Source organism: Mycobacterium sp. ELW1, from assembly GCF_008329905.1.
Taxonomy (GTDB): Bacteria; Actinomycetota; Actinomycetes; order Mycobacteriales; family Mycobacteriaceae; genus Mycobacterium.
Genome location: NZ_CP032155.1, coordinates 1545432 through 1569600 on the forward strand (window position 1 = coordinate 1545432; position 24169 = coordinate 1569600).

The 24169-nt window shown below is 67.9% G+C and carries 21 protein-coding genes; 12 read left to right on the top strand and 9 right to left on the bottom strand.

The genetic code is table 11. The features are described 5' to 3' along the window. Positions 1-10 precede the first annotated feature (10 nt). The 4 genes from D3H54_RS07310 to D3H54_RS07320 are packed head-to-tail and all read left to right on the top strand — an operon-like array spanning position 11 to position 2712. Positions 11-397, top strand: a complete 387-nt coding sequence (locus D3H54_RS07310; RefSeq protein ID WP_149378487.1) for a (deoxy)nucleoside triphosphate pyrophosphohydrolase — start codon at positions 11-13, stop codon at positions 395-397. Between the two features lie 30 nt (positions 398-427). Then, on the top strand, positions 428-1624 hold the full coding sequence (locus tag D3H54_RS07315; protein WP_168215045.1) for a cytochrome P450: 1197 nt from the start codon (positions 428-430) through the stop codon (positions 1622-1624). A 9-nt stretch (positions 1625-1633) separates the two neighbouring features. Continuing rightward, on the top strand, positions 1634-1852 hold the full coding sequence (locus tag D3H54_RS31700) for a hypothetical protein (RefSeq protein ID WP_286199157.1): 219 nt from the start codon (positions 1634-1636) through the stop codon (positions 1850-1852). Beyond that, positions 1813-2712: a hypothetical protein gene (locus D3H54_RS07320; RefSeq protein WP_286199158.1), complete on the top strand. Its 900-nt coding sequence runs from the start codon at positions 1813-1815 to the stop codon at positions 2710-2712. Before D3H54_RS31700 ends, D3H54_RS07320 begins: the two co-directional genes overlap by 40 nt. On the opposite strand, the gene D3H54_RS07325 is transcribed toward D3H54_RS07320, so the two are convergent. Beyond that, positions 2709-2981 carry a hypothetical protein gene (locus D3H54_RS07325; protein ID WP_036343782.1) on the bottom strand — a complete coding sequence of 91 codons (273 nt, stop codon included), beginning with the start codon at positions 2979-2981 and terminating at the stop codon, positions 2709-2711. The genes D3H54_RS07320 and D3H54_RS07325 overlap by 4 nt on opposite strands. A 75-nt stretch (positions 2982-3056) precedes the next feature. Here D3H54_RS07325 and D3H54_RS07330 point away from each other — a divergent pair, with 75 nt between their 5' ends. Genes D3H54_RS07330 through D3H54_RS07340 form a run of 3 tightly spaced genes read left to right on the top strand, consistent with a single transcriptional unit; the run spans position 3057 to position 7508 of the window. After that, positions 3057-3683, top strand: a complete 627-nt coding sequence (locus tag D3H54_RS07330) for a hypothetical protein (RefSeq protein ID WP_149378489.1) — start codon at positions 3057-3059, stop codon at positions 3681-3683. Beyond that, on the top strand, positions 3680-5578 hold the full coding sequence (gene typA, locus D3H54_RS07335; protein WP_149378490.1) for a translational GTPase TypA: 1899 nt from the start codon (positions 3680-3682) through the stop codon (positions 5576-5578). Before D3H54_RS07330 ends, typA begins: the two co-directional genes overlap by 4 nt. A gap of 19 nt (positions 5579-5597) precedes the next feature. Then, on the top strand, positions 5598-7508 hold the full coding sequence (locus D3H54_RS07340; RefSeq protein WP_168215046.1) for an ABC transporter family substrate-binding protein: 1911 nt from the start codon (positions 5598-5600) through the stop codon (positions 7506-7508). A 17-nt stretch (positions 7509-7525) separates the two neighbouring features. Here the strand turns inward: D3H54_RS07340 and D3H54_RS07345 are convergent, their stop codons facing one another. From D3H54_RS07345 to D3H54_RS07360, 4 genes are all read right to left on the bottom strand, one after another. Beyond that, on the bottom strand, positions 7526-8482 hold the full coding sequence (locus D3H54_RS07345; RefSeq protein ID WP_149378491.1) for a hypothetical protein: 957 nt from the start codon (positions 8480-8482) through the stop codon (positions 7526-7528). Between the two features lie 128 nt (positions 8483-8610). Next, positions 8611-9606, bottom strand: coding sequence for a hypothetical protein (locus tag D3H54_RS07350; RefSeq protein ID WP_149378492.1), 996 nt, complete (start codon positions 9604-9606; stop codon positions 8611-8613). A 267-nt stretch (positions 9607-9873) separates the two neighbouring features. Next, on the bottom strand, positions 9874-10929 hold the full coding sequence (locus D3H54_RS07355) for a class I SAM-dependent methyltransferase (protein ID WP_432246510.1): 1056 nt from the start codon (positions 10927-10929) through the stop codon (positions 9874-9876). Between the two features lie 32 nt (positions 10930-10961). Continuing rightward, positions 10962-12212, bottom strand: coding sequence for a chloride channel protein (locus D3H54_RS07360; RefSeq protein ID WP_149378493.1), 1251 nt, complete (start codon positions 12210-12212; stop codon positions 10962-10964). Positions 12213-12252: 40 nt separating this feature from the next. Between D3H54_RS07360 and mshB the strand changes: the two genes are divergently transcribed. Together mshB and D3H54_RS07370 are read left to right on the top strand one after the other, a co-directional pair. Beyond that, positions 12253-13119 (top strand): N-acetyl-1-D-myo-inositol-2-amino-2-deoxy-alpha-D-glucopyranoside deacetylase, encoded by an 867-nt coding sequence (gene mshB / locus D3H54_RS07365; protein ID WP_149378494.1) that lies wholly within the window; start codon positions 12253-12255, stop codon positions 13117-13119. Between the two features lies 1 nt (position 13120). Continuing rightward, positions 13121-13513, top strand: coding sequence for a DUF6113 family protein (locus D3H54_RS07370; RefSeq protein WP_149378495.1), 393 nt, complete (start codon positions 13121-13123; stop codon positions 13511-13513). Between the two features lie 10 nt (positions 13514-13523). Here D3H54_RS07370 and D3H54_RS07375 read toward each other — a convergent pair whose 3' ends face one another. Continuing rightward, positions 13524-14501 carry an IS481 family transposase gene (locus D3H54_RS07375; protein ID WP_149378470.1) on the bottom strand — a complete coding sequence of 326 codons (978 nt, stop codon included), beginning with the start codon at positions 14499-14501 and terminating at the stop codon, positions 13524-13526. Between the two features lie 103 nt (positions 14502-14604). Next, positions 14605-15552 carry a hypothetical protein gene (locus D3H54_RS07380; protein ID WP_149378496.1) on the bottom strand — a complete coding sequence of 316 codons (948 nt, stop codon included), beginning with the start codon at positions 15550-15552 and terminating at the stop codon, positions 14605-14607. Between the two features lie 218 nt (positions 15553-15770). Between D3H54_RS07380 and D3H54_RS07385 the strand changes: the two genes are divergently transcribed. Beyond that, entirely contained in the window at positions 15771-18350 is a 2580-nt protein-coding gene (locus D3H54_RS07385) for a bifunctional FO biosynthesis protein CofGH (RefSeq protein WP_149383395.1), read from the top strand. Positions 18351-18352: 2 nt separating this feature from the next. On the opposite strand, the gene D3H54_RS07390 is transcribed toward D3H54_RS07385, so the two are convergent. Both D3H54_RS07390 and D3H54_RS07395 read right to left on the bottom strand, forming a co-directional pair. After that, on the bottom strand, positions 18353-19147 hold the full coding sequence (locus tag D3H54_RS07390; protein WP_149378497.1) for an alpha/beta hydrolase: 795 nt from the start codon (positions 19145-19147) through the stop codon (positions 18353-18355). Between the two features lie 41 nt (positions 19148-19188). Continuing rightward, positions 19189-19836: a TetR/AcrR family transcriptional regulator gene (locus tag D3H54_RS07395; RefSeq protein ID WP_149378498.1), complete on the bottom strand. Its 648-nt coding sequence runs from the start codon at positions 19834-19836 to the stop codon at positions 19189-19191. Between the two features lie 194 nt (positions 19837-20030). Between D3H54_RS07395 and D3H54_RS07400 the strand changes: the two genes are divergently transcribed. After that, positions 20031-23213 (top strand): ATP-binding protein, encoded by a 3183-nt coding sequence (locus D3H54_RS07400; protein ID WP_210419657.1) that lies wholly within the window; start codon positions 20031-20033, stop codon positions 23211-23213. An 83-nt stretch (positions 23214-23296) separates the two neighbouring features. Next, a complete protein-coding gene (locus tag D3H54_RS07405) occupies positions 23297-24163 on the top strand; it encodes an alpha/beta fold hydrolase (RefSeq protein WP_149378499.1) in 867 nt (288 codons plus the stop codon). Positions 24164-24169: the final 6 nt, after the last annotated feature.

Below are 24169 nucleotides of genomic sequence, written 5' to 3' on the forward strand. Positions count from 1 at the left end.
GCTCATTGGTGTGTCCCAGATCGTCGTCGCCGGAGCGCTGATCTCCGGCGCGTCGCTTCTGGTCGCCCAGCGGCAACGTCCGCCCGAGCTGGCCGGATTGTGGGAGTTGCCGGGCGGCAAGGTCGCGACCGGAGAGTCCGAAGCCGACGCGCTGGTGCGCGAACTCAGTGAAGAACTCGGGGTCGACGTCGTCGTTGGGGAACGCCTCGGCGCCGACGTGTCGATCGGTGAGTCGATGATCCTGCGGGCGTACCTCGTCACCCACACCGGCAGGACCCTGCACCCGCACGACCACCGTGCCCTGCGGTGGGTGAGCGCCGCCGAGCTGGAATCCCTGGACTGGGTGCCCGCCGATCGGGCGTGGCTGCCGGAGCTTGCGAAACGCCTTGGCAGGTGAGCCCGCCGCCCTATGATCTGGGGCGTGCTCATGGACGTCACAGCCGACGTTGATCTCACCGACGGCCGGTTCTATGCCAGCGGCGCGGCCCGCGAGGGGTACCGCTGGATGCGTACCCATCAGCCGGTCTTCCGCGACCGCAACGGCTTGGCCGCCGCCGCGACCTATCGCGCGGTGATCGACGCCGAGCGGCAGCCGGAGTTGTTCTCCAACGCGGGCGGGATCCGCCCGACGACTCCGCCGCTGCCGCACATGATCGACATGGACGATCCCGCGCATCTGTTGCGGCGCAAGCTGGTCAACGCCGGCTTCACCCGTAAGCGGGTGCGGGACAAAGCGAAATCCATTGATGCGCTGTGCGATACGTTGATCGACGCGGTATGTGAACGCGGTTCGTGCGACTTCGTCCGCGACCTGGCCGCGCCGCTGCCGATGGCCGTCATCGGCGACATGCTCGGCGTCGCCCCCGAAGACCGCGACACCCTGCTGGCATGGTCCGACGACATGGTGGTGGCGCTGAGCTCGGTGGCCACCGAGGAGTCGCTGCTGGCCGCGGCCACCGCATTGGCCGCCTACAACGAGTTCATGACCGGCTTCGTCGCGCAGCGCCGTCGCGAACCGGCGGACGATCTCGTCAGCGTCCTGATCGCCGCCGACGTCGACGGTGAGCGGCTCACCGACGAGCAGATCTACGCCGAGACACTGCTGATCCTCATCGGTGGTGACGAGACCACCCGGCACACCCTGTCCGGCGGAACCGCCGAACTGAGCCGCCACCCCGACCAGTGGCAGGCGGTGCGCGACAACCCGGACCTGTTGCCCGGCGCGGTGGAGGAGATGCTGCGCTGGACCTCGCCGATCAAGAACATGTGCCGAACTCTGACCGCCGACACCGACTTTCACGGCACGGCGCTGCATCAGGGCGAGAAGATCCTGCTGCTGTTCGAATCGGCCAACTTCGACGAGACAGTCTTCGGCGATCCCGATACCTTCCGCATCGACCGCACTCCCAACAACCACGTCAGCTTCGGCTTCGGCACCCACTTCTGCCTGGGCAACCAGCTGGCCCGCCTGGAGCTGACGGCGATGACCCGCCGGGTGCTGGCGCGGCTGCCGGATCTGCGGCTGGTCGACGGCGCGGATCTGCCGCTGCGGCCGGCCAACTTCGTCAGCGGGCTGGAGGCCATGCCCGTCGAATTCACGCCAACCGCACCGGTTTCACGCTGAGGATTCGGCGTGGGTGTGCTCCGGTTCATCTGGCGGCGGGTCCTGGCGTTCGACCGGATTGGCTCCCGGATTCCGCAGCTCATCCAAATCTGGCTGCTGGAACTGTTTTTCGCGTTGCCGCTGGCGTTCTTCGTCGGTAAGGCCATCGACATTCACGGTGCGCTCGGGGTGCCGGGCACGGGGGGGCGATGCCCGGCACCTTCTGGGGGGCGCTCGTCGTCGCCCTGATCGCCGGCTTCTTCTTCGTGCGCGCACTGGTCACGCCCAGGATCGTCAAGGGTTCGTGGGCGCCGGTGGTGCACGCCGACGTCGGCGACTTCACCGTGTACGCCGCCAACAGCCAAGCCCGGGTCGACTACGTCTACCTGAGCAGCCACCCGTCGTACGCGCTGCTGCTCCTGCTGACCGCGCCCATTCCGGCGGTGATGGTCGCGGCGACCACCAATCAGGGTGACAGCACCTTCTACTGGCGCATCACCGGCATCGTCGGTCTGGCCATTCTCGGCTGCATGGCGCTGGCGCGGGTATTGGCTTGGTACGTCTTCAGATTCGGACGGCGGCAGCTCGACGATCAGCTGTCGGGTCTGCCGGTGTCGGCGCGCCGGCTCGGCTGGGAGATCGCCTGGAAACCGGTGCTGATGCTGGTGGTGTTGATGTACGCCATCGTCTGCATCCCGCTGGGCTGGATGTGGATCGCCGAGAAACGCACCATCGCGCGGCTGCCCCAGGTGACCGTGGCCGACGCCCGGGACCACGTCGGCGACTATCGCCGGGTGCAGGGCACGCCGGCGTCCCCGCCGCAGTACTGGGCGCCTCGCGGTACCGGACGCGGAGGCAACAACTATGCCGGGGCCGGGATCCTCGTCGACCTCGACGCCGGAGGGCAGGCGCTGCTGCTGGCGGAATCGATGTCGGTGCCCGACTTCCGCGGCGTCCTGCAGCACACCGACGGCGGTCGCCTGAACGCCACCGGGAAAGTGATCGACCAGATCACCGCCGACCAGCGCACGTACTACGGGTTCGACCCGGACGCGTTCGGCGCGGCACCGCCGGGCGGCCGCGTCATGCTGCTGCTGTCCTACCCCTAGTACTTGAGGGCGTCACCCGCGACCCGCACATCGGCGAACTGTCGCGGGTGATGCGCGGCGTGCACCGGGTGCATGAGCACGGGGTGGCGGCAGTGCGGGCACGTTTCCGGCTGCCGGCGATCCGACGAGACCGTCAGGTGGCGACAACCCGCGCACCGGACGACGTATGCCGCGCCGATCCAGTTGAGCAGCCCGAGATAGATGGCCGCGGTGGCGGCTGTGCCGAGCACCACGATGAGGGCAACAGTGAGAACTTCGTAGACCGTCATGTCCGAACCTCCTTTGACGGTATGCATTAACGGTAACTCCGCTGAGTTTGCGAATGGTGTGGAAAGCCTGTTGGAATGCCGTGCGTGGGGACGCTGGCGACTCTTTCGCGGCAATGCTGGCTGTTCGCGGTGGGTTCGGCGTTCTTCGCCGCGGCAACGGTCCCCGGCTTCCCGGCTGTCGCCGGTGCGGATGCCGCCAACTGGCTCTGCTTCGTCGGCTCCTGGTTCTTCACCGCGGCGGCCTGGATGCAGCTGGTGCTCGCCACGCCGCCGTGGAAGCTCGAATGGCTCTCGGCGGCAATCCAATTCGCAGGCACTGTGCTGTTCAATATCAGTACCGGCGCCGCGGTGTGGGCACATGCGACCGGGGTGCGCCGGCACTACGTGTGGGCACCGGACGCGTTGGGGTCGGTCGCCTTCCTGGTGAGCGCGGCGCTCGGGGTGGCGGCGGCCACCATCGCGGTGGGACTCATCGCGTTCGGTTCGCGCGACTGGCAGGCGGAGTGGATCAACATGATCGGCTCGATCGCGTTCGGCGTCTCCGCCGTGGGAGCATTCGTGCGGCGCACCGGGATCACCGAGGACGAGCTGGTGGCGAACCTCGGCACCTTCGTCGGGGCGCTGTGTTTTCTCGGTGCGGCCCTGCTGGTCCTCCCTCGTTTTCGCAAAAGGGCACCTGCGCTGCGAGAATCAGGGCCGTGAACAACCGAGACTTCCGCAATGTCGCCATCGTGGCGCACGTCGACCACGGCAAGACCACGCTGGTGGATGCCATGTTGCGGCAGTCCGGCGCCCTGACCCACCGTGGTGACGACACCATCGAACGCCTGATGGATTCCGGTGACCTGGAGAAGGAAAAGGGCATCACGATCCTGGCGAAAAACACCGCCGTGCATCGCCACAACCCCGACGGCTCGATGACAGTGATCAACGTCATAGACACCCCCGGTCACGCCGACTTCGGCGGTGAGGTCGAGCGCGGCCTGTCCATGGTCGACGGTGTGCTCCTGCTGGTCGACGCCTCGGAAGGCCCGCTGCCGCAGACCCGGTTCGTGTTGCGCAAGGCGCTGGCCGCGCACCTGCCGGTGATTCTGGTGGTCAACAAGACCGACAGGCCCGACGCCCGGATCGCCGAGGTCGTCGAAGAAAGCCACGATCTGCTGCTCGACGTCGCCTCCGACCTCGACGAGGAAGCCCAGGCGGCCGCCGAGAAGGCACTCGACCTGCCGACGCTGTACGCGTCGGGACGCGCCGGAATCGCCAGCACCACCCAGCCCGCCAACGGGGAGAACCCCGACGGCGAGAACCTCGATCCGCTGTTCGACGTCTTGCTCGAGCACATCCCGCCGCCGCAGGGCGACCCCGAGGCCCCGCTGCAGGCACTGGTGACCAACCTGGACGCCTCGGCGTTCCTGGGCCGGCTCGCGCTGATCCGCATCTACAAGGGCCGCCTCAAGAAGGGCCAGCAGGTCGCCTGGATGCGCGAGGTCGACGGCCACCCGGTGATCACGAACGCCAAGATCACCGAGCTGCTCGTCACCGAGGGTGTCGAACGCACCCCCACCGACGAAGCCGTCGCGGGCGACATCGTCGCGGTGGCCGGCATTCCCGAGATCATGATCGGCGACACCCTGGCCGATCCCGACCACGCGCACGCGCTTCCGCGCATCACCGTCGACGAGCCGGCGATCTCGGTGACCGTCGGCACCAACACCTCGCCGCTGGCCGGCAAGGTGTCCGGCCACAAGCTGACGGCGCGAATGGTCAAGAGCCGCTTGGACTCCGAACTGGTCGGCAACGTCTCGATCAAGGTCGTCGACATCGGCCGGCCGGATGCCTGGGAAGTGCAGGGCCGTGGTGAGCTGGCGCTGGCGGTGCTCGTGGAGCAGATGCGCCGCGAAGGCTTCGAGCTGACCGTCGGCAAGCCGCAGGTGGTCACCCGCACCATCGACGGCAAGCTGCACGAGCCGTTCGAAGCGATGACGATCGACTGCCCCGAGGAGTTCGTCGGCGCGATCACTCAGCTGATGGCCGCCCGCAAGGGCCGCATGGAAGAGATGGCCAACCACGCAGCCGGATGGGTGCGGATGGACTTCATCGTGCCCAGCCGCGGTCTGATCGGATTCCGCACCGACTTCCTGACGCTGACCCGCGGCACCGGCATCGCCAACGCGGTGTTCGACGGGTACCGGCCGTGGGCCGGGGAGATCCGGGCGCGGCACACCGGTTCGCTGGTGAGTGACCGCTCCGGTCAGATCACCCCGTTCGCGATGATCCAGCTCGCCGATCGTGGGCAGTTCTTCGTCGAGCCCGGGCAGGAGACCTACGAAGGCCAGGTCGTCGGAATCAACCCGCGCGCCGAGGACCTCGACATCAACATCACCCGCGAGAAGAAGCTCACCAACATGCGGTCCTCCACCGCTGACGTGATGGAGACGCTGGCCCGGCCGCTGGAACTCGGTCTCGAGCAGGCCATGGAGTTCTGCGCCGAGGACGAGTGCGTCGAGGTGACGCCGGAGATCGTGCGGGTGCGCAAGGTCGAGCTGGACGCCACCAGTCGTGCGCGGGCGAAGTCACGGGCCAAGGCCAGGGGCTGACCTGCGACCTATCGCTACTCTGAGGGGCGTGCCGACCGGACCGCGCAGCCTTCAAGCCCTGGCTGTGCTGCTGTCAGTGCTGGTCACGGCCGCCTGTACGGTCAGCCCGCCGCCGGCCCCGCAGAGCACCGAGACCACCAACGCGCCGGCGCCGCTGCCCCCCAAGGCGACCCAGATCATCATGGGCATCGACTCGATCGGCGCCGGGTTCAACCCGCATCTGCTGTCGGACCAGTCCCCGGTCAACGCGGCGATCAGCGCGCTGGTGCTGCCGAGCGCGTTCCGGCCGGTGCCCGACCCGGCGACGTCGACCGGCTCCCGCTGGGAGATGGACCCGACGCTGCTGGTCTCGGCGGAGGTGACCAACCAGAACCCGTTCACCGTCACCTACAAGATCCGTCCCGAGGCGTCGTGGACGGACAACGCCCCGATTGCGGCCGACGACTTCTGGTATCTGTGGCGCCAGATGGTCAGCCAGCCGGGCGTGGTCGACCCCGCGGGCTATGACCTGATCACCGGCGTGCAGTCGATCGAGGGCGGCAAGACCGCGGTGGTGACGTTCGCGCAGCCGTACCCGGCGTGGCGTGAGCTGTTCAACGATCTGCTGCCTGCGCACATCGTCAAGGATGTGCCGGGCGGTTTCCCGGCCGGCCTGGCCCGCGCGATGCCGGTGACCGCCGGCCAGTTCCGGGTGGACAACATCGACCCCCAGCGCGACGAGATCCTGCTGGCCCGCAACGACCGGTTCTGGGGACCGCCGGCGCACCCCGACCAGATCCTGTTCCGCCGCGCCGGGGCGCCCGCCGCACTGGCCGACTCGATCCGCAACGGCGACACCCAGGTGGCGCAGGTGCACGGCGGCGCCGCCGCATTCGCCCAGCTGTCGGCCATTCCGGATGTGCGTACCGCGCGGATCGTCACTCCGCGGGTCATGCAGCTGACGTTGCGGGCGCGCGAGTCCAAATTGTCGGATCCGGCTGTGCGCAAAGCGATTCTGGGGCTGCTCGACGTGGATCTGCTGGCCGCCGTCGGCGCCGGCAGCGACAACACCGTCACCCTGGCGCAGGCTCAGGTGCGTTCGCCGAGCGATCCGGGCTACGTGCCCACCGCGCCGCCGGCGCTGGGCAAGCAGCGGTCGCTGGAACTGCTCGAGCAGGTCGGCTTCCAGATCGACCGGACACCCACCGAGTCGCCGGTGCCGTCGCCGCCGTCGGCCGGGTCACGCACCGAGACGCCGCAGCCGGGCCCGCCGGAGATCACCCGCGGACGGGTCAGCAAGGACGGCGAGATCCTGTCGCTCGTGATCGGCGTGGCCGTCAACGACCCGACGGCGGTGGCAGTCGCCAACACCGCCGCCGATCAGTTGCGCAGTGTCGGCATCGCCGCGACCGTGCTGGCGCTGGATCCACCGGTGCTCTACGGGGAGGCGTTGGTGAACAACCGCGTCGACGCCATCGTCGGCTGGCACGCCGCGGGCGGTGACCTGGCCACCTCGCTGGCCTCGCGCTACGGCTGCCCGGCCCTGGAGGCCACGCCCGTTCCGACGGCGGCTCCGACCAGCACCACCGCCAGCCCGTCGACGACCGCCCCGACCAGCCCGCCGCCCGCGGCGACCACCATGACACCGACGAGCCCGCCGCCGCCCGCCCCCGAGTCGGGTGCGCTGGTGCAGGCGCCGTCGAACCTGACCGGAATCTGCGATCGCAGCATTCAACCCAATATCGAAGCCGCCCTTGATGGTTCGGCAAAGATCGACGACGTCATCAATCTGGTCGAACCGCGGCTCTGGAACCTGTCGACGGTCCTGCCGATCCTGCAGGACACCACGATCGTCGCGGTCGGCCCGAGCGTGCAGAATGTCAGCCTGAGCGGGGCGGTGCCGGTCGGCATCGTCGGTGACGCCGGCCGATGGGCCAAAGCCGCGCAGTAGACCGCGGTGCAGTACCCCTATGGGGCCGAGGCGGCCTTGTGCGCGCGCTTCGAACCGGCGACCCCACCCTTCTTGGCGGTGGACTTGCCGTTGTCCGCGGCGTTGGCCGGACTCGCCTTCGACGAACTGGTCGTCTTGGCCGTTCGCAGAGCCGCGCCGGCCGGCGGCGGCACGGTCGGAATCGGCCGGGTGGTCGCCCCGGGGCCGCCGATCAGGTCGCCGTAGATCGTCGTGCGCCCCTCGTTGATCTCGTTGACGAGGTCGGTGGAGGCGGTGGTGACCGCGTTCTGGATCGGGACGCGACCGGCGGCGAACGCGGCCGCGACGTCACCGGTCTGAGCCAGTGTTCCGGCGAACACCGTCGTCCCTTCGACCGCACCCGCCAGCACCGTCAGCGGGCCGGTGACGAACGCCTGGGCGGCGATGTTGACCGCGTAGTCGACGGCGTGTTTGTAGGCCGCGAACGCCCGATCCAGGGTCTCCCGCAGGGCGAATCCACCGGACGGCGTGCGCGGCGCGAGCAGCAGGCTGAAGGTGTTGGCGATCGGCACCTGGACGGCCAGCAGCGCGACGCCGAGCGCTTGGGCGACGTCTCGGCCGGCCTGCAGCGCGCCGATGAACGCGACCGGGCTGCTGATCAGCCCGTTGCCCACGCCGACCAGACCCCACCCGGTGAACGGCGCGTACGTCGGGGCGGGCGCCGGAGTGTTCGGTCCCAGACAGTAGGTGGCGCACTGCTGCGTGCTGCCGATCAGGATCGGCGTCGCGGCGAGGATGTCGCCGAGGAGGTTGATGCCGATCTGGAAGGGGATAGCGCCGACCGCCGGGACGGACAGATCGGTGAGCTGGATCCGGGGGAGGTTCACAGAGGTGACGGGCGCGCTGTGGCTGGGGATCAGCGGACTGACGGCGATGACGCCCGCCCCCGCGAGCGCGATGCTGGTCTTATAGAGCGAGTTGACAGCGGCAGGCATTTCTGGCTCCTTCGCCGAGGTGTACCGACCAGGCGAAACTTACCTGACAGCAAACTGATAAACGGCGAGTTGGCAGAAGTCGCGGGCGGTGCTTGAGCGGTCAACCAGTTCGGCCCGCGCGGGCCGGGTCAGTCGGTCGACGAGCCGGCGCTGGGGGAGTTCTTCGAGTCCCGGGCCGATCCCGCCTTCGGGCGTGTCGTGCCCGTCGCCGGCTTGCTGTCACCACTGCCCTTGGTCGGGGTCGAGGTGTCGGTGCCCGAGTCGCTGGAGTCGGTCGACTTGGTCGCGGGGGACGTCGCGGTGGTGGGCCGCAGGCTGGCTGCCGTCGGTGTCGTGGCCGTTTTGCGCGCGGAGCCGGCCTTGTTGTTCTGGCCGGACGGCGCCGGTGTCGCGGTATCGGTGGTCGGCTCGCTGGTGGCGGGTTTGGCCTCGGTCCCGGCGCTCGCGGTCGCGGAGGCGACCAGATTCTTGAGTGCGGCGGGCGGCGGGATGGCCGGCGGCCGACGCCCGTATAGGACGTCCCTGATGCCGTCGAGAATGATCAGCCCCGGGCCCCAGAACGCGCGGATCGCGGCCTTGACGGTGTCCACCGCCCCGGCGATGTCACCGTTGAGCAGATCGAGGGCAGCGGTGATGACGAATTGCGGAACGCGGATGATCACGGCCACCACGGCGTAGGCCGCCTCGACGACCTTTCCGCCCAGATATGAGGTGTCCAGGACCAGGCCGTTGAGTGCCTGCACCACGTCGGAACTGACGACTGACGTGACAAAGCCCGTGGTGGATGGGGCAGGAGTGGCATTTGCCGACTCGATGAAGCCGGAACCTATCGGGTCGGGCCGATACGCAGTTTGCTCGGGGAGGGCCGCGACCATCGAGGGCTCGGGGTTGATCGCCGAGCTGACCTCGCGGCTGATCCGATCGGCGTCCGCGGCCAGTGCGGCCAGGATCTGCGCGAGCGCAGGGCCGATGTCGGAACTCGGCAACTTCGGCGTCAGCGCGCTGAGCAGGGATTTATCGGACGGACTCAGCAGATCGGGACTGGTGGACAGCTGCGTGGTGGAGATCTGCATGTCCCTGGATGGAGGCGCGAGGGGGTTGGCCACGACCACAGTCGCCGCCACGAGTGCCACCCCTGTAGTAAGGAATGGCCCCAACGCCCGTCGCATGCCGTCTCCCTAATCCGTGTTTGCGGCACCGGCTAGGAGAACGATACCTGAGAATAGGCTGATAAGGGTAAAGACGCCGCCTGAGAATTTTTTTTAGCGAAAATTCCTGATTGCCGGGGTGCGGGCAGAAAATCCTTGTGAGCCAACCCAATTAGTACGCCCCCGTACCTTAAGGTCGGCTGAGGAAATTTGCGTACGCACAGACTGGCTAATTTCGGTGCGTCACGCCGGCGGCGCACCCGCTTTTTCGTACACCAGCCACCGCATCTCGATCGGGCGTTGATCGCGGGGAACGTCGAACACATCCTGCCCGCTGACCCATTCGGCGTACCAGCTGGTCGGCGGCCAGGTCCCGGCCGGCAGATGCTCCTTCTCGTAGTCGTGGACCGACATGTCCGACACCAGTGCCAGCGCAGACCCCGCCAGCGCCGCTGCCATCTGAGGCTGGGTGAAGATCGTGGTGTAGCACTGTTGGCCCAGCTGGAGGGCCCCGTCGTCGGGGGTGTAGTCGCGGTGCGCGACGAACGCGTTGAAGACCAGGCGACCGCCCGGGGCCAGGCACTGCGAGGCCAACTCGAAGACCCCGCGCAGCTGATCGGTCGACCGGAAGTCCGACACCACCTCCGACAGCAAAATCAAGCGGTAGTCGCGGCGCAGATCCTCCAGCGTCGCGAAGATGTCGCGCTCCAACACACGGACGGCCAGGGACTCGCTCTGCGCGGCCGCGCGGATGCTCTCGGCGAACGACGCCGTCATCTCCACCGCGTCGACCTCATGACCGCGCCGCGCCAGCGCCAACGCGTTGCGCCCGGTTCCGGCGCCCAGGTCCAGGATCGGGAAGGAGCGGGGATCGGCTGCTTCGCCGGCCAGCGCCCAGACCCGCGCGTCGGGCTCGGATCCGAACAGCGGTGGTTCGCGGGTGGCGATCCAGTTCTCGTACGCACCTTCGACCGTCCACCAGCGGCTCTTGACGTGGTAGTTCAGCACCGTTCCGACCGGGGCCGCATACGAGATGACGATCTCCGAGCGTGGTGACGCGCCGAACGCCTCGGTCAGCTGGTCGTGCAGGATGCCCCTGAGCTCATCGATCTGCTCGACGCTGAATTCGCTGCCCAACGCCGCGAACAGGTTGGCGCACATGGTCACGTACGCCTCGAGGAGGCCGGGAACGGCGGGCAGGCTGATCTCACCGGTGGCGACCGAACGCCGGAGTAGCCGGCGCGTCATGGCGCCCTGAAGCGACGGATCGGCGGTCGGGGACAGCGGCACGTTCTCCACCTGAGTCCTTCTACCCGATCCGGCGGCGGTTGTCAGTGATCGGTTTGCTCGTTCACCTGAATTTCGCGGCGGCGCGTCAGCAGACCGTCGAGCACGCTGGCGGCGCCCGCGGCGGCGGCGAAGACGATCAACAGCCACCACGGGGGACGAGCCAGCTCCCAGACGAACAGCGCGGCCCAGGCGGGCGCACCCTGGGTGACGGCCAGTACGCCCGCGGCGCAGGCCAGTGACACCGCCGGGACGCTGACCGTCACCGGTGTCCAGGTGTTGATCGCCACGGCCACCAGCGAGCCCATCGCCGCGCCGGTGGCCAGTGCGGGAGTCAGCATGCCGCCGACCGCGCCGGCGCGCAGGAACAGAGCGGTCACCAGAGGCTTGAGCAGCAGCAGGGTCCCCGCCGAAGCCAGCGTCAGCCCGGAGGCGACGCTGACCGTCAGCACGCTCTTGCCGTTGCCCGGCAGTTCGGGCCACCAGTGCGACAGCACACCGACCAGCAGCCCGGCGGCTGCGATGGCGGGGATCAGCAGCCACGAGTCGCCCACGCGGCGATCCTTGGCGTACTGCATCAGCCGGTTGAAGCCCCGGCCCACCGCGAGCGCCAGCGGGGAGATCAGGACGGCGAATCCGGTCAGCAGATAGGAGAGCTCGGGATCGGGCCAGTGCAGCGGCACCTCCAGGTGCGTGACCGGCGCGGCCACCGCGACCGCGATGCTGGAGGTGATCATCGCCGTTCCGACGGCGCGGATATTCCAGGTGCGCAGCACGATCTGGATGGCGAACAGGGCACCGCCCATCGGCACGCTGTAGACCGCCGCCAGACCTGCTCCGGCCGCGCAGCCGAGCAGGATCCTGCGATCGTCGGCGGTGAGCGCCCACCTCGAGGTGCCCAGATCGCCGAGCGCGGCGGCGAACTGGCGGGGCGCGCCCTCCCGGCCGAGCGACGCACCGGCGCCCACCAGCAGCACCTGCAGGAAGGCGTCGAGCGACAACGTGAGCCGCGGCAACGGCCGGGGAGATTCGATGGCGTCCGACAACGACGGCACCCGGGTCCGTCGCCGCAGCAGCCACCAGCCGAGGCCGGCGAGCGCCCCGCCGATCGTGGGGCCGATCGCGCGGCGCACCGGGCTCGACCCCGTCACCCCGTCCAGGAGGGTCCCGAAGCTGTAGTGGAACGTGAGGTGCTCGACGGCATGCAGCAGCAGGGTGGTCGCGGCGCCGGCGACCCCGGCCAGCAGCCCGATCGCGACGACCGCGCAGCCGAACTCCAGGTGGCGCCGGTTCACGCGCCGAATCTATGCCACCTGCGGCGGTAGGGTGGCCGACGTGGCTGAGCAGGAGACCCCGCGGTTGTTGTTCGTGCACGCACACCCGGACGACGAGACGATGAACAACGGGGTCACCATTGCGCGCTACGTGCAACGCGGCGCCGAGGTCACCGTCGTCACCTGCACCCTCGGTGAAGAGGGCGAGATCATCGACGACCGCTGGCTACGGCTCGCCGTCGACGAAGCTGATCAGTTGGGCGGCTACCGAATCGGGGAACTGACGACGGCCCTGCAGGCGCTGGGCCTGTCCGGCCCGCGGTTCCTCGGCGGCGCAGGCAAGTGGCGCGACTCGGGCATGCCCGGCACCCCGGCGCGCAAGCAGACCAAGTTCGTCGACGCCGACGTCGACGAAGCCGTCGGTCTCCTGGCCGACATCATCGACGAGCTGCGCCCGCACGTCGTCGCCACCTACGACCCCGGCGGCGGCTACGGCCACCCCGACCATGTGCAGACCCACCAGATCACCACCGCCGCGGTCGCGGCCGCGACGTGGACAGTGCCGAAGTTCTACTGGGGTGTCATCTGCGCCAGCGCTTTTCGCGACGGCGTCAACGCGCTCGGCTCCGACGATGTGTTGGCCGACTGGATCATGCCGCCCCCCGACGTCGAATTCGGATTCCCCGACGACAAGATCACCGCGATCGTCGAGGCGCCCGAGCACGTCGAAGCCAAGGTCGATGCGATCGCCGCCCACGCCACGCAGATGCTGGTCGGTCCGACCAGGCGGGCGTTCACGCTGTCCAACAAGCTCGTGCTGCCGGTGCTGGCCGCCGAACACTATGTGCTCGTCGAGGGCACGGCGGGTCCGACCAACGAGTCCGGTTGGGAGACCGACCTTCTCGGTGGACTCGGCTTCGGGCACTAGGTTGACGCCATCTCCACCCCGGCCAGGGTCGCCGGTAGGTCCGGGCCGCACGGTGGTGCTCGCCCTGCTGGCCGTCGACGGTGTCCTCTCGGCGGTCGCCGGCTCGCTGTTCCTGCCGCTCTATGTCGGTGTGGTGCCGCTGCCGATCAGTGCGCTGGCCAGCGGTCTGGTGAACCTCGCCCTGGTGTGGGCGGCCGCCTACTGGACGGACTCCGACCGGCTTGCCGCGCTACCGCTGATGACATGGCTGGTCACGGTCGCCGCGCTGACCCTGGGCGGGCCGGGCGGTGACATCGTCTTCGGCGGCCCGGGACTGATGGCCTACTCGGTGCTGATCTTCCTGGCATTGGGAGCGGCACCGCCCGCGGTGTTCCTGTGGCGGCGCACCCGCTAGCTGTACTCGGTTAGGACGTTGGTGTCAGTCTGCTGATCGGTGGTTGGCCTCCGATAGCTGAGTGGCGTCGTTGATTGTTGTAGTCCTCGAGCCACGGGGCAAGGGCGGCAGTGCGGGCGGCGTTGGTGGTGAATATCTGCCGGTAGGCCCATTCGGTCTGCAGTGTGCGGTTGTAGCGCTCCACCTTTCCGTTTTGCCAGGGGCAGTGCGGCTTGATGAAGACGTGTTTGGCGCCCAGGTTTGCGATGACTGCGGCGACATCGGCGGAACGCCGATAGCTCCAGTGGTTGTCGGTGATGACTCGCTCGATGGTCGAGATCCCGTGGGTTCTGAAGTACTCGGCGGCTCTGGCCAGAAACCCACCGCAGGTCGCGCCCTTTTCGTCGGGCAAGATCTCTGAGTACGCCAGCCGCGAATGGTCGTCGACAGCGGAGTGCACGTAGTCGAACCCGATGCGCGCGTTCTTACGGGCGGCGGTGTCGCCCATCTTTTTGCCGTGTGCCTTCCAGCCACCCCCGTCGGGGATGCGCCCAATCTTCTTGACGTCCATGTGAATCAGTTCGCCGGGGTGCGCCCGCTCGTAGCGCACCGCGGTTGTCTTCGATGCCCGGATTACCTCACCGGTCAGCGGGTCACAATCCCGCAGATACGGCATCTGGCGACGGCGCAAGATCGCCGACACCGTCCGGGCCGGCAGACCCAACTCGGCGGCGATCCAGTCCTGACCCCGCCTGCTGGTGCGGCGCAGCTCTATCACCGCATCTTCAACCACAGATGGTGTGCGACGTGGGCATCGACGCGGTCGTGAGGACCGATCCGACAGGCCGGCAAAGCCTTCAGCGTGGAACCGGCGAACCCACCGGTGAGCGCACTGGCGAGAAACTCCCAGTTCGGCGGCGACATGAGACACCGGACGGTGTCCCTCAACGATCCGCTCAACGAGCAGCAGACGACCATGAACGGTCAAACGGGCATTAGCGTGGGACACGAGGACCTCCGTGGACTGGTGAAGACGTCAGACATCTCCACTAAGCCCGGAGGCCCTCCCTACAGCAATAGCGATCCGTCACCAATGTCTAAGCCGAGTACAGCTAGCTGTTGCCCTTCGCGGCTTTGCTCCGCGCCGAACCGGCCGTCGACTTCTTGGCGCCGGGGGACGTGCCCGACTTGGCCGAGCCGCCCTTGTCCGAGCCCGGGCTGCTGCCGGCCTTGGCGGACTTGTTGGTGCTGACGGCCTTCGGGGTGGGCGCGTCCTGCGATGCGGTGGTGTCGGTGACCGCTTGCGCGGTGACCGTGGTGTCGTCGGCGGCATCGGCCGTCTGGGTGACCGCCTGCGGACGGCCGGAGTGGGCGAGGCCGGACTTGGCGGTCGCTGTTTCGGTCTTCTGCTCGACGGCGGCGCCGGCACTCGCGGCCGCGGCGGGAGTCTTGAGTGCGGCGAACGGCAGCGGCGGCAACGGAGGCAGGGGGAACGGGAACCACTGCAGGCTCCAGAAGTACGCGACCTCCTGGGTGCCGACCACTCCCAGGCTGCTCACGGTGGTCTGGGCGATTGCGGTCAGCCCGTCCCGCCAGACGGTCGGGTTCCAGAAATCGTTGACCACCGGATCCAGGAAGTCGTAGACGAAGCTGTTGGCCACCGGGATCGTGAAGTTGGGATACCAGATGTAGATCTGGTCACTGATGAGATAGCCGAACGGGATCCATCCGAGTAAATACGGGCTCAGCTCCAGGGCGAAATAATTGCCCCAGTAAAGGATCCACTGATACGCCGCGTCTATCGCGTCCGAGGCGGTGTTGTTCGCCTGCGCCGTCTTGTGAGCTCCCGGCTGGGCGGGGGCGGCAGCGACGTCGGGCGCGCCGATGGTCGCTGCGGCGGCATTGACCTGGTTGACCAGCGGCTGAACCGCAGCCGAGAGGCGGACGGAGTCCAGCGACATGGCTGTCGGCGCCGACGGCTGCACGGGAGTCAGGGCCACGGCGCCGACGACTGCCGCCGCTATCCCAGCGGTCAGATATGAACGGACGGACACGGTCATGGCGAACCCCCTGCTTCAGGCACAGCTAATACTGACAACTTACGTTGCGCGCGCGTAAGTGTTACAGATTTTCGGGCCATGTCCCGGTCACTGAGCGGGGCCGACGGGCAAGGCCGCGCGGCCACGTGCGAGGACTACTGTGTGCAGCATGTCAGTCGCCGGAGTTTCAGATTGTGGGACGTGCGGATGATTTCGCTGCTGTCGACGGTTACCGGGGAGTGGCCCTGAACTCGCAGCCAAGTAGCCCGTTGCCCACACCGGTGGTTCCGCAGCGGTCTGATGCTCCATCACCCGCTGCGCTGAGGCGCGTCCTGCGTCGAGCCCGGGACGGTGTCGCCCTCAACGTCGACGAGGCGGCCATCGCCATGACCGCCCGCGGTGAGGACCTCGCCGACCTGTGCGCCAGCGCGGCCCGGGTCCGCGACGCCGGGCTGGACTCCGCCGGCCGCCGGGGCCCGGGTGGGCGCCTGCCGGTCACCTATTCGCGCAAGGTGTTCATCCCGGTGACCCATCTGTGCCGCGACACCTGCCATTACTGCACCTTCGTGACGGTGCCGGGCAAGCTGCGTGCCGAGGGCAAGGGCATGTTCATGGAGCCCGACGAGATCCTCGACGTGGCACGTCGAGGCGCGGAATTAGGCTGCAAGGAAGCTCTTTTCACCCTTGGCGATCGTCCCGAGGCACGCTGGGACGAGGCCAAGCAGTGGCTGGACGAGCGCGGCTACGACTCCACCTTGGATTACGTGCGCGCCATGGCGATCCGAGTGCTCGAAGAAACCGGCCTGCTGCCGCACCTGAATCCCGGGGTGATGAGCTGGACCGAGCTGTCCCGGCTGAAGCCGGTGGCCCCGTCGATGGGCATGATGCTCGAGACGACGTCGCGGCGACTGTTCGAGACCAAGGGGCTGGCGCACTACGGCAGCCCGGACAAGGATCCCGTGGTGCGGCTGCGCACGCTGGACGACGCGGGCCGGCTGTCCATCCCCTTCACCACCGGCCTGCTGGTCGGGATCGGGGAGACGCTGACCGAGCGCGCCGAGACCATGCATGCGATCCGGCGATCGCACAAGGAGTTCGGGCACGTCCAGGAAGTGATCGTGCAGAACTTCCGGGCCAAGGACCACACCGCGATGGCGTCGGTGCCGGATGCGGGCATCGACGACTTCCTGGCCACCATCGCTGTCAGTCGCCTGGTGCTCGGCCCGAAGATGCGCATCCAGGCGCCCCCGAATCTGGTGTCGCGGGAGGAATGCCTGGCGCTGGTCGGGGCCGGTGTCGACGACTGGGGTGGGGTGTCGCCGCTGACACCCGATCACGTCAACCCGGAGCGGCCGTGGCCCGCCCTGGACGAGCTGGCCGACGTGACTGCCGCGGCGGGTTACGAACTGGTGGAACGTCTGACCGCGCAGCCGTCCTACGTGCAGGCGGGCGCGGCGTGGATCGATCCCCGGGTGCGCGGACATGTGGATGCGCTGGCCGATCCGGACACCGGATGGGCGCTGGACACCAAGCCGGTGGGCCGGCCCTGGCAGGAACCCGACGAGGCGTCGGAGTCCTTGGGCCGCACCGATCTTCATTCGGCCATCGACACCGAGGGCCGGTTGACCGAGACCCGCAGCGATCTGGGCAGTGCGTTCGGGGACTGGGAGTCCATCCGGGAGAAGGTATCCGAGCTGGCGGCCCGCGCGCCGGAGCGCATCGACACCGACGTGCTGGCGGCTCTGCGGGCGGCTGAACGCAACCCGGGCGGCTGCAGTGACGACGAATACCTGGCCCTGGCCACCGCCGACGGTCCGGCGATGGATGCGGTTGCCGCCCTTGCTGATTCGCTGCGCCGCGACGCGGTCGGCGATGACGTGACGTTCGTGGTGAACCGCAACATCAACTTCACCAACATCTGCTACACCGGCTGCCGGTTCTGCGCGTTCGCCCAGCGCAAGGGCGACGCCGACGCGTACTCGCTGTCCACCTCCGAGGTCGCCGACCGCGCCTGGGAAGCGCACGTCGCCGGAGCCACCGAGGTGTGCATGCAGGGCGGGATCGACCCCGAACTGCCGGTCACCGGCTACGCGGATCTGGTGCGGGCGGTCAAGGCGCGGGTGCCGTCGATGCACGTCCATGCCTTCTCGCCGATGGAGATCGCCAACGGCGTGACCCGCAGCGGCCTCTCGGTGCGCGAATGGCTGACCTCGCTGCGCGAGGCCGGGCTCGGCTCCATCCCCGGCACCGCCGCGGAGATCCTCGATGACGAGGTGCGCTGGGTGCTGACCAAAGGCAAACTGCCCACCTCGGAGTGGATCGACGTGGTGACCACCGCGCACGAGGTGGGGCTGCGTTCGAGCTCGACGATGATGTACGGACACGTCGACACCCCCAAGCATTGGGTGGGGCACCTCAATGTGCTGCGAGGCATCCAGGACCGCACCGGCGGGTTCACCGAGTTCGTGCCGCTGCCGTTCGTGCACCAGTCATCGCCGTTGTACCTGGCGGGCGGCGCCCGGCCGGGCCCGACGCACCGGGACAACCGTGCGGTGCACGCCCTGGCGCGAATCATGCTGCACGGCAGGATCTCTCACATCCAGACGTCGTGGGTGAAACTGGGTATCGAGCGCACGCAGGTGATGCTGCAGGGCGGCGCCAATGACCTGGGTGGAACGCTGATGGAGGAGACCATCTCCCGGATGGCCGGCTCGGAGAACGGCTCGGCGAAGTCCGCGGAGGAGTTGATGGCCATCGCCGCGGGCATCGGCCGCCCGGCACGTCAACGCACGACGACCTACACCGACCTGGCGGCCTGAGCTCAGACTCCCAAGTCCTGCGCCTTCAGCCAGCTCAGTGCGATGTCGGCGACCTCCGGCCAGCCGTGGTCGACGGTCAGGGAGTGGCCCTTTCCGTCGAACTCGTGAAAGTCGGTGACAGCGGGCGACTTCGCGTACCGCTTGTAGGCGCCCCGCGCGGTGACCAGGGGCACCGTGTGGTCCTCGGTGCCACCGGTGATCAGCAGCGGCCCGCGCCCGGTGTTCGCGGTGTCCGCGGTGGCGGCCGAGTTCGGCACGAAGTTGGCCGTCCCCACTTCGAAGAGTGGCTTGCACGGTGACGGAGTCGCCCACTGTTCCCACAGCGCATCGGATTCCGTCGCGCTCAGCGCATTGCCGAAACCGTAACGCCATTGACCGCGGGTCAGCCCTTTGGCGCGGCCGTGGTTGAGCGGGTTACCCAGCACCGGGAACGCCGAGCGCAATTGCGCCAGCGGCAGCGCCCGGATGCCCTTGATCGGAGCAGGATTGATGGCGACCGCGGCGGCCAGCTTGTTCTGGCCGAGTAGCAGTTGGGCGATCAGACCCCCGAACGAGTGCCCGACCGCGATGGGCGGGGTATCGAACTGCTCGACGATCGCCGCGAAGTGATCGGTGATCTGACGCAAGCCGAATCCGGCTTGCGCGGTAGGGTTTTCGCGGGTGGCGGCTACTGTCTCTGCTTCACCGGGCCACCGCGGCGCGATCGCGTGGTGACCTTCGTGGGCGAACCGTTCGATCCAGGGCTGCCACGAGGTGTGCGATACCCACAGTCCGTGGATGAAGACGATGTTGGTCATGGGCACAACGTATGTGGGCGCTGTTTACTACCAGTGGATCATCAGTGAAGCGGTTGGCTGGTGGCAGCGTCGCGCAGCGAGTGACCGAACTGCGTGCTCAAGAAAGTGCGGGCCCGGGCCTCGGGCCAACCCAGCACCGTGACGGTGAAGTGGTATCCGTTCTGCGGGCCGTAGTGGTAGAGGGTGATGTCGGCGAAGTCCTCGTCGGTGAACGAGGCGGGGAAGTCGCCCAGAGTGCGCACCTTGCGCGCGATTTCGTAGAGCGCACCGCGATGCCGCGCCGTCGCCTGCCCCAACGATTCGGCGGCCGCCTCGTCATGGACGGCTGTCGCGAGAACCAGTTGCACGATGTCGTCGTAGCGGCGCCAGAACTCCAGGTAGGAGTCGGACAACACGGTAGCCACGTCGGCGAGTGACTCGGCGCGCTCGACCTGGACGAGGGTGTCCTTCACCAGCTCCGAGGTTGTCCACATGTCCATCAGGGTGCGGAGCAGGCCCTGCTTGCCGCCGCATTGCTGATACACCGTTCCCGCGGACACCCGGCTGGCCGCGGCGATGTCGTTGATCGTGGTCGCGTAATACCCACGCTCGGCGAAGAGGGTGCGCGCAGCCGAGACCACCGCCTCGCGGGTCTGTTCGGCGTATTCGTCGCGTCGTGAGCGGGGACGCTCTGCCGGCTGCTCGGTCATGCGGGGAGCCGTCGTGCTGTCATATCGGGCCACATCGTAACAATGAAGTGTAGGTCCATTGATGGAACACTCGGTGAATTGGTTGTTGATCGTCTACACTCGCTGTAGTGTCACTTCAGTGACGTCGATGGTCTAATCGCGCACTGTCCGACGGTCAGGGGTCGCAGGTGATTGCAGGAGCTTCCTCATCCGGCGTGGATGACCAGCTGCTGCGGTTGCAGATCCTGGGCCCGCTGCGGGTGTGGCGCGGCCAGGCCGAACTGGACGCCGGACCGCGTCAACAACTCTGTCTCCTCGCGGTGCTGCTCGGGCGGGCCGGGGAGCCCGTGAGCACCGGTGCGCTGATCGATCTGATCTGGGGCGAACACGCGCCGGACAGCGCGCTCAACGTCATTCACAAGTACGTGGGGGCGCTGCGCCGCGTCTTCGAACCATCGCTGCCGGCGCGGAGTTCCGGAGCACATCTGTTCCGGCGCCGCAACGGCTACATGTTCATGCCCGGATCGGCTGTCCTGGACCTGACCGAATTCCAGCAGTGCGTCGACGTCGCACGGCGCGCTGTCGGGCAGCGGCAACCCGAGGTCGCCCTGGGACATTACGAACAGGCGCTGGCCCTGTGGAAAGGTGCCGCCGGCGACGGCCTGGACTACACATCCTCGGCGGCCCCGATATTCGCCGAACTCAACAACCGGTTCTTCGACGCCTGTGTGGCCGCAGCCGAACTGGCGCTATCGCTGTCCCTGCCGCAGCGGATCGCCGTGCCCCTGCGCCTCGCCGCCGCGATGGCGCCACTGAATGAGCCGGTGCATGCTGCCCTCATCTCGGTCTTGGCGGCCGACGGGCAACAAGCGGAGGCGCTCAACCTGTTTCGCGTCACCCGCCGGCGACTCGCCGATGAACTCGGTATCGAGCCGGGTCAGACGCTGCATCGTGCCCATCAGCGGGTGCTGCGTCAACAACCGGTGTGTGCCGAAACGCTCGTTGCCCAGTCGCCGGCGGTCATCGGCGCAATAGCGCGGACCGCGGGTTTTGTCGGTCGCTTTCGAGAGGCGGCAGCCGTCGCCGAATCGGTGAATGGTGCGATCGCGCGCGGCACAGGACTGGTGCTCGTGGAGGGTGAACCCGGAATCGGCAAAACGCGTCTACTGGAAGAGATTTGCGCCACCGCCGGGCAGCACGCGCTGATCGCGTGGGGTGACAGTCCACCGTCGGCCGGCACTCCGGCGATGTGGCCGTGGGTCCAGGCACTCAACGCAGTTGTGGCGGCACTTCCTGAGGAGGCGCGGCACCGCTGGCGCGCCGGGGAGATCGGCCACCTTCTGGATTCGGCTTCTGACGCGTTGCCGCCCCTGTTGCCCGACAGCGGGGCGCGGTTCCGTCTGTTCGAGCGGGTGACCGCGCTGATGGGGGAGTCCGCGGCTGCACGACCTGTCGTGCTGGTCATCGACGATCTGCACTGGGCTGACCGGCCCTCGCTGGAACTGTTCGCGCACTTGGCATCCAGACTTCCCGACGGTGTTGCACTCGTCGGCGCGCTGCGAGATAAAGCGCCCGCACCGCGCGCCGACCTCACCCGGATGCTCGCCCTCGTCAGTCGCGTGCCAGGTGTGCGGCGAATCCGGCTGGAACCCCTGACCCCGTCTGATGTCGCCGATCTGATCCGGATCGAGATCGGGCGAGAGCCCAGTGCCAGTGCGGCCGGCAGCATCCATCGGCGCACGGTGGGCAACCCGTTCTTCGTGCGGGAGTTGTCACGGCTGCTGGCCCACCGTGAGACGGCGGTCGGTGACAGCGCGGGCAGCGCGGAAGTGCCTGCCACGGTGCGCGACATCGTTCACGATCGGATCACCCACGTCGCCGACACCGACAGGGTCCTGCTGTTCACCGCTGCGTTGATCGGCCGCGACGTCGACCTCCGGGTGCTTGCCCACGCCGCGGGCCTCGATGCCGGGGACTGCCTCGACTGCCTCGAACCGTTGGACGAACTCGGCATTCTTGCCGCCACTGCAGATCCGTTCCAGTTCCGGTTCGTCCACGACCTGGTGCGGGAAGCGGTTGTCGAGCTCATTCCCGCACACCGCACCAGTCGCATGCATGCCCGCATTGCCGATGCGCTGCAAGCCTTTTCGGGGGAAGGCGAAGTACTGCTGGAGCGCCTCGCCCACCACCTGTGGGCCGCAGGGCCCTGCGTGGAACCGGATCGGACAGCAGACGCGCTCATGCAGGCCGCCCGGCGCGCGGTGAACAAGTGCGCATTCGAAGCGGCCGAGCACCACCTCTGCGCGGCCATCGAGTTGTCCAGGCAGGCCGGCGCGCCGGAAGTGGAGCTCGCTGCCCTGACCCAGCTCACCGCGATGGTGGGCATGCAGTCGATGTACGGCGCGCACGGATTGCGGGACATGCTGGAACGTGCGGAGCGGCTGGCGGTCGGGCTCGGACGGGAGCGCGATGCCGCCGGGTTTCTCTATTCACGGTGGGCGGCTCATGCGCAGGCGATCGAGCTCGATGTCGCTCGCCCCCTGGCACAGCGGCTACTCGAACGAGGGTGTGCGTCCGCTGATCCCGTGGTGCGCTCGTACGGCTTCCAGGCCGGGGGCATCCAGCAATGGAATGCCGGCCACATCGGTGAAGCATTCCGTTATCTCGTGCGCTGCAGGCAGTCGTTGCTCGACGAACTCCGCAACGACGAGGACCCGGTGTGCCGGGATCTGCACTGGCTGATGACGGGAATGCTGGCGGAGACCACTGCGCTGCACGGCGATATCGACTCGGCGAAAGAGCTGTTCGACGTTCTCGAGTCCGCCGCGGGCGCGGAACCGTACTTGATCACCGTGTGGGCGGCAATGGTGTGCCGGACCGCAGTGCTTGCCGGCGACCCGCACTGGGCGCTGCAGGTGGTGGCGCGCGGCCTCGAAGTGGACCCGGGCTTCAACTTCGTGTTTCTCGGGACGTATCAGAGATTGGCCGGCTGCTGGGCGGCGGCGATGACCGGTGATCGACCCGTCGATGCCGCCGCGCGCGACGCCGAGGCGCTCATCGCGGCGAACCTGCTGGATCCGCCGCGTTCCTGTGTGGCGACCTGGTGTGCGCTCGTGGCCGAAATGTGGCTTGATGCAGGCGAATCCGACCTTGCCGCGACCGCACTCGAGCGGGCCGAGCAACATATGCGTGACCACGGCCAGCGGTACGCGGAGGGGCTTGTACTTCTGATGCGCGCGCGGTTGACGCACGCCCGCGGGGCGCCGTCGGCTCAGGTGCGGGTAGCGGCGCAGCACGCCCGAGCGGTATCGGTTGACCGTGAGGCGCATCTGTTCGCCAGGCGAGCCGAGGCGTTTCTCGCCGAGCTCGATTCAGCCGCCATGCAACGCGCGGTCTGAGCGCCTGCAGTCCATTGCCAGTCCATTAGGTGTCAACAAGGACCACCTAACTTGGCAGGCAATCCCGACTACAGGAGCCTGCCATGAGTCTTGTCCGGTATCACACCGCCACGATCGACGGTATCGACGTCTTCTATCGCGAAGCCGGCGACCCCGCCAACCCCACGATCCTTCTGCTGCACGGGTTTCCGTCGAGTTCGCACATGTTCCGCAACCTGATGGTGTCGCTGGCCGATTCCTATCACCTCGTGGCGCCGGACCATGTCGGTTTCGGCCAGTCGTCGATGCCGACGATCCACGAATTCGACTACAGCTTCGACAACCTGACCGCGGTGACCGAGAAGCTGATCGCCCGGCTGGGCCTGGAACGTTTCGCCATCTACATCCACGACTACGGCGCACCGATCGGCCTGCGGATCGCCAGCGCGGCTCCGGAGCGGATCACCGCGATCATCACGCAGAGCGGTAACGCCTATCTGGAGGGCTTCACGCCCTTCTGGGACATTCTGTTCGCCCATGCCAAGGACCGCGCCGCCAATGAGCGCGGCGTTCGCGAATACTTCACCGCGAGCAAGACGTACTGGCAGTACACCCACGGCGTACCCCAGGATCGCCTGGACCGCATCGCACCCGAAGCGTGGCAACTCGATCAGGCCGGGCTGGACCGGAAAGGCAACGACGAGGTCCAGCTGCAACTGTTCTGGGACTACCAGTTCAACCTCGACGGGTACCCGGGATTCCAGGAGTACTTCCGCACCCATCAGCCTCCGCTGCTGGTCACCTGGGGCCGCAACGACGAGATATTCGGTGCCGCAGGGGCCGAGGCGTTCCGGCGCGACCTGCCCGACGGGGAGTTTCACCTTCTCGACGGCGGCCACTTCGCGCTGGAGACACACGGTGAGGAAATCAGCGGATACATCCGGGAGTTTTTGGGCAAGGTGACCGGGTAGGTCCGG

Coding starts and splice junctions, on each gene's coding strand:
- D3H54_RS07395 (WP_149378498.1), bottom strand. CDS start 19,836: ATGACCGAGCAGCCGGCAGAGCGTCCCCGCTCACGACGCGACGAATAC.
- D3H54_RS07315 (WP_168215045.1), top strand. CDS start 428: ATGGACGTCACAGCCGACGTTGATCTCACCGACGGCCGGTTCTATGCC.
- D3H54_RS07380 (WP_149378496.1), bottom strand. CDS start 15,552: ATGACCGTGTCCGTCCGTTCATATCTGACCGCTGGGATAGCGGCGGCA.
- D3H54_RS07320 (WP_286199158.1), top strand. CDS start 1,813: ATGCCCGGCACCTTCTGGGGGGCGCTCGTCGTCGCCCTGATCGCCGGC.
- D3H54_RS07390 (WP_149378497.1), bottom strand. CDS start 19,147: ATGACCAACATCGTCTTCATCCACGGACTGTGGGTATCGCACACCTCG.
- D3H54_RS07330 (WP_149378489.1), top strand. CDS start 3,057: ATGCCGTGCGTGGGGACGCTGGCGACTCTTTCGCGGCAATGCTGGCTG.
- D3H54_RS07345 (WP_149378491.1), bottom strand. CDS start 8,482: ATGCCTGCCGCTGTCAACTCGCTCTATAAGACCAGCATCGCGCTCGCG.
- D3H54_RS07325 (WP_036343782.1), bottom strand. CDS start 2,981: ATGACGGTCTACGAAGTTCTCACTGTTGCCCTCATCGTGGTGCTCGGC.
- D3H54_RS07405 (WP_149378499.1), top strand. CDS start 23,297: ATGAGTCTTGTCCGGTATCACACCGCCACGATCGACGGTATCGACGTC.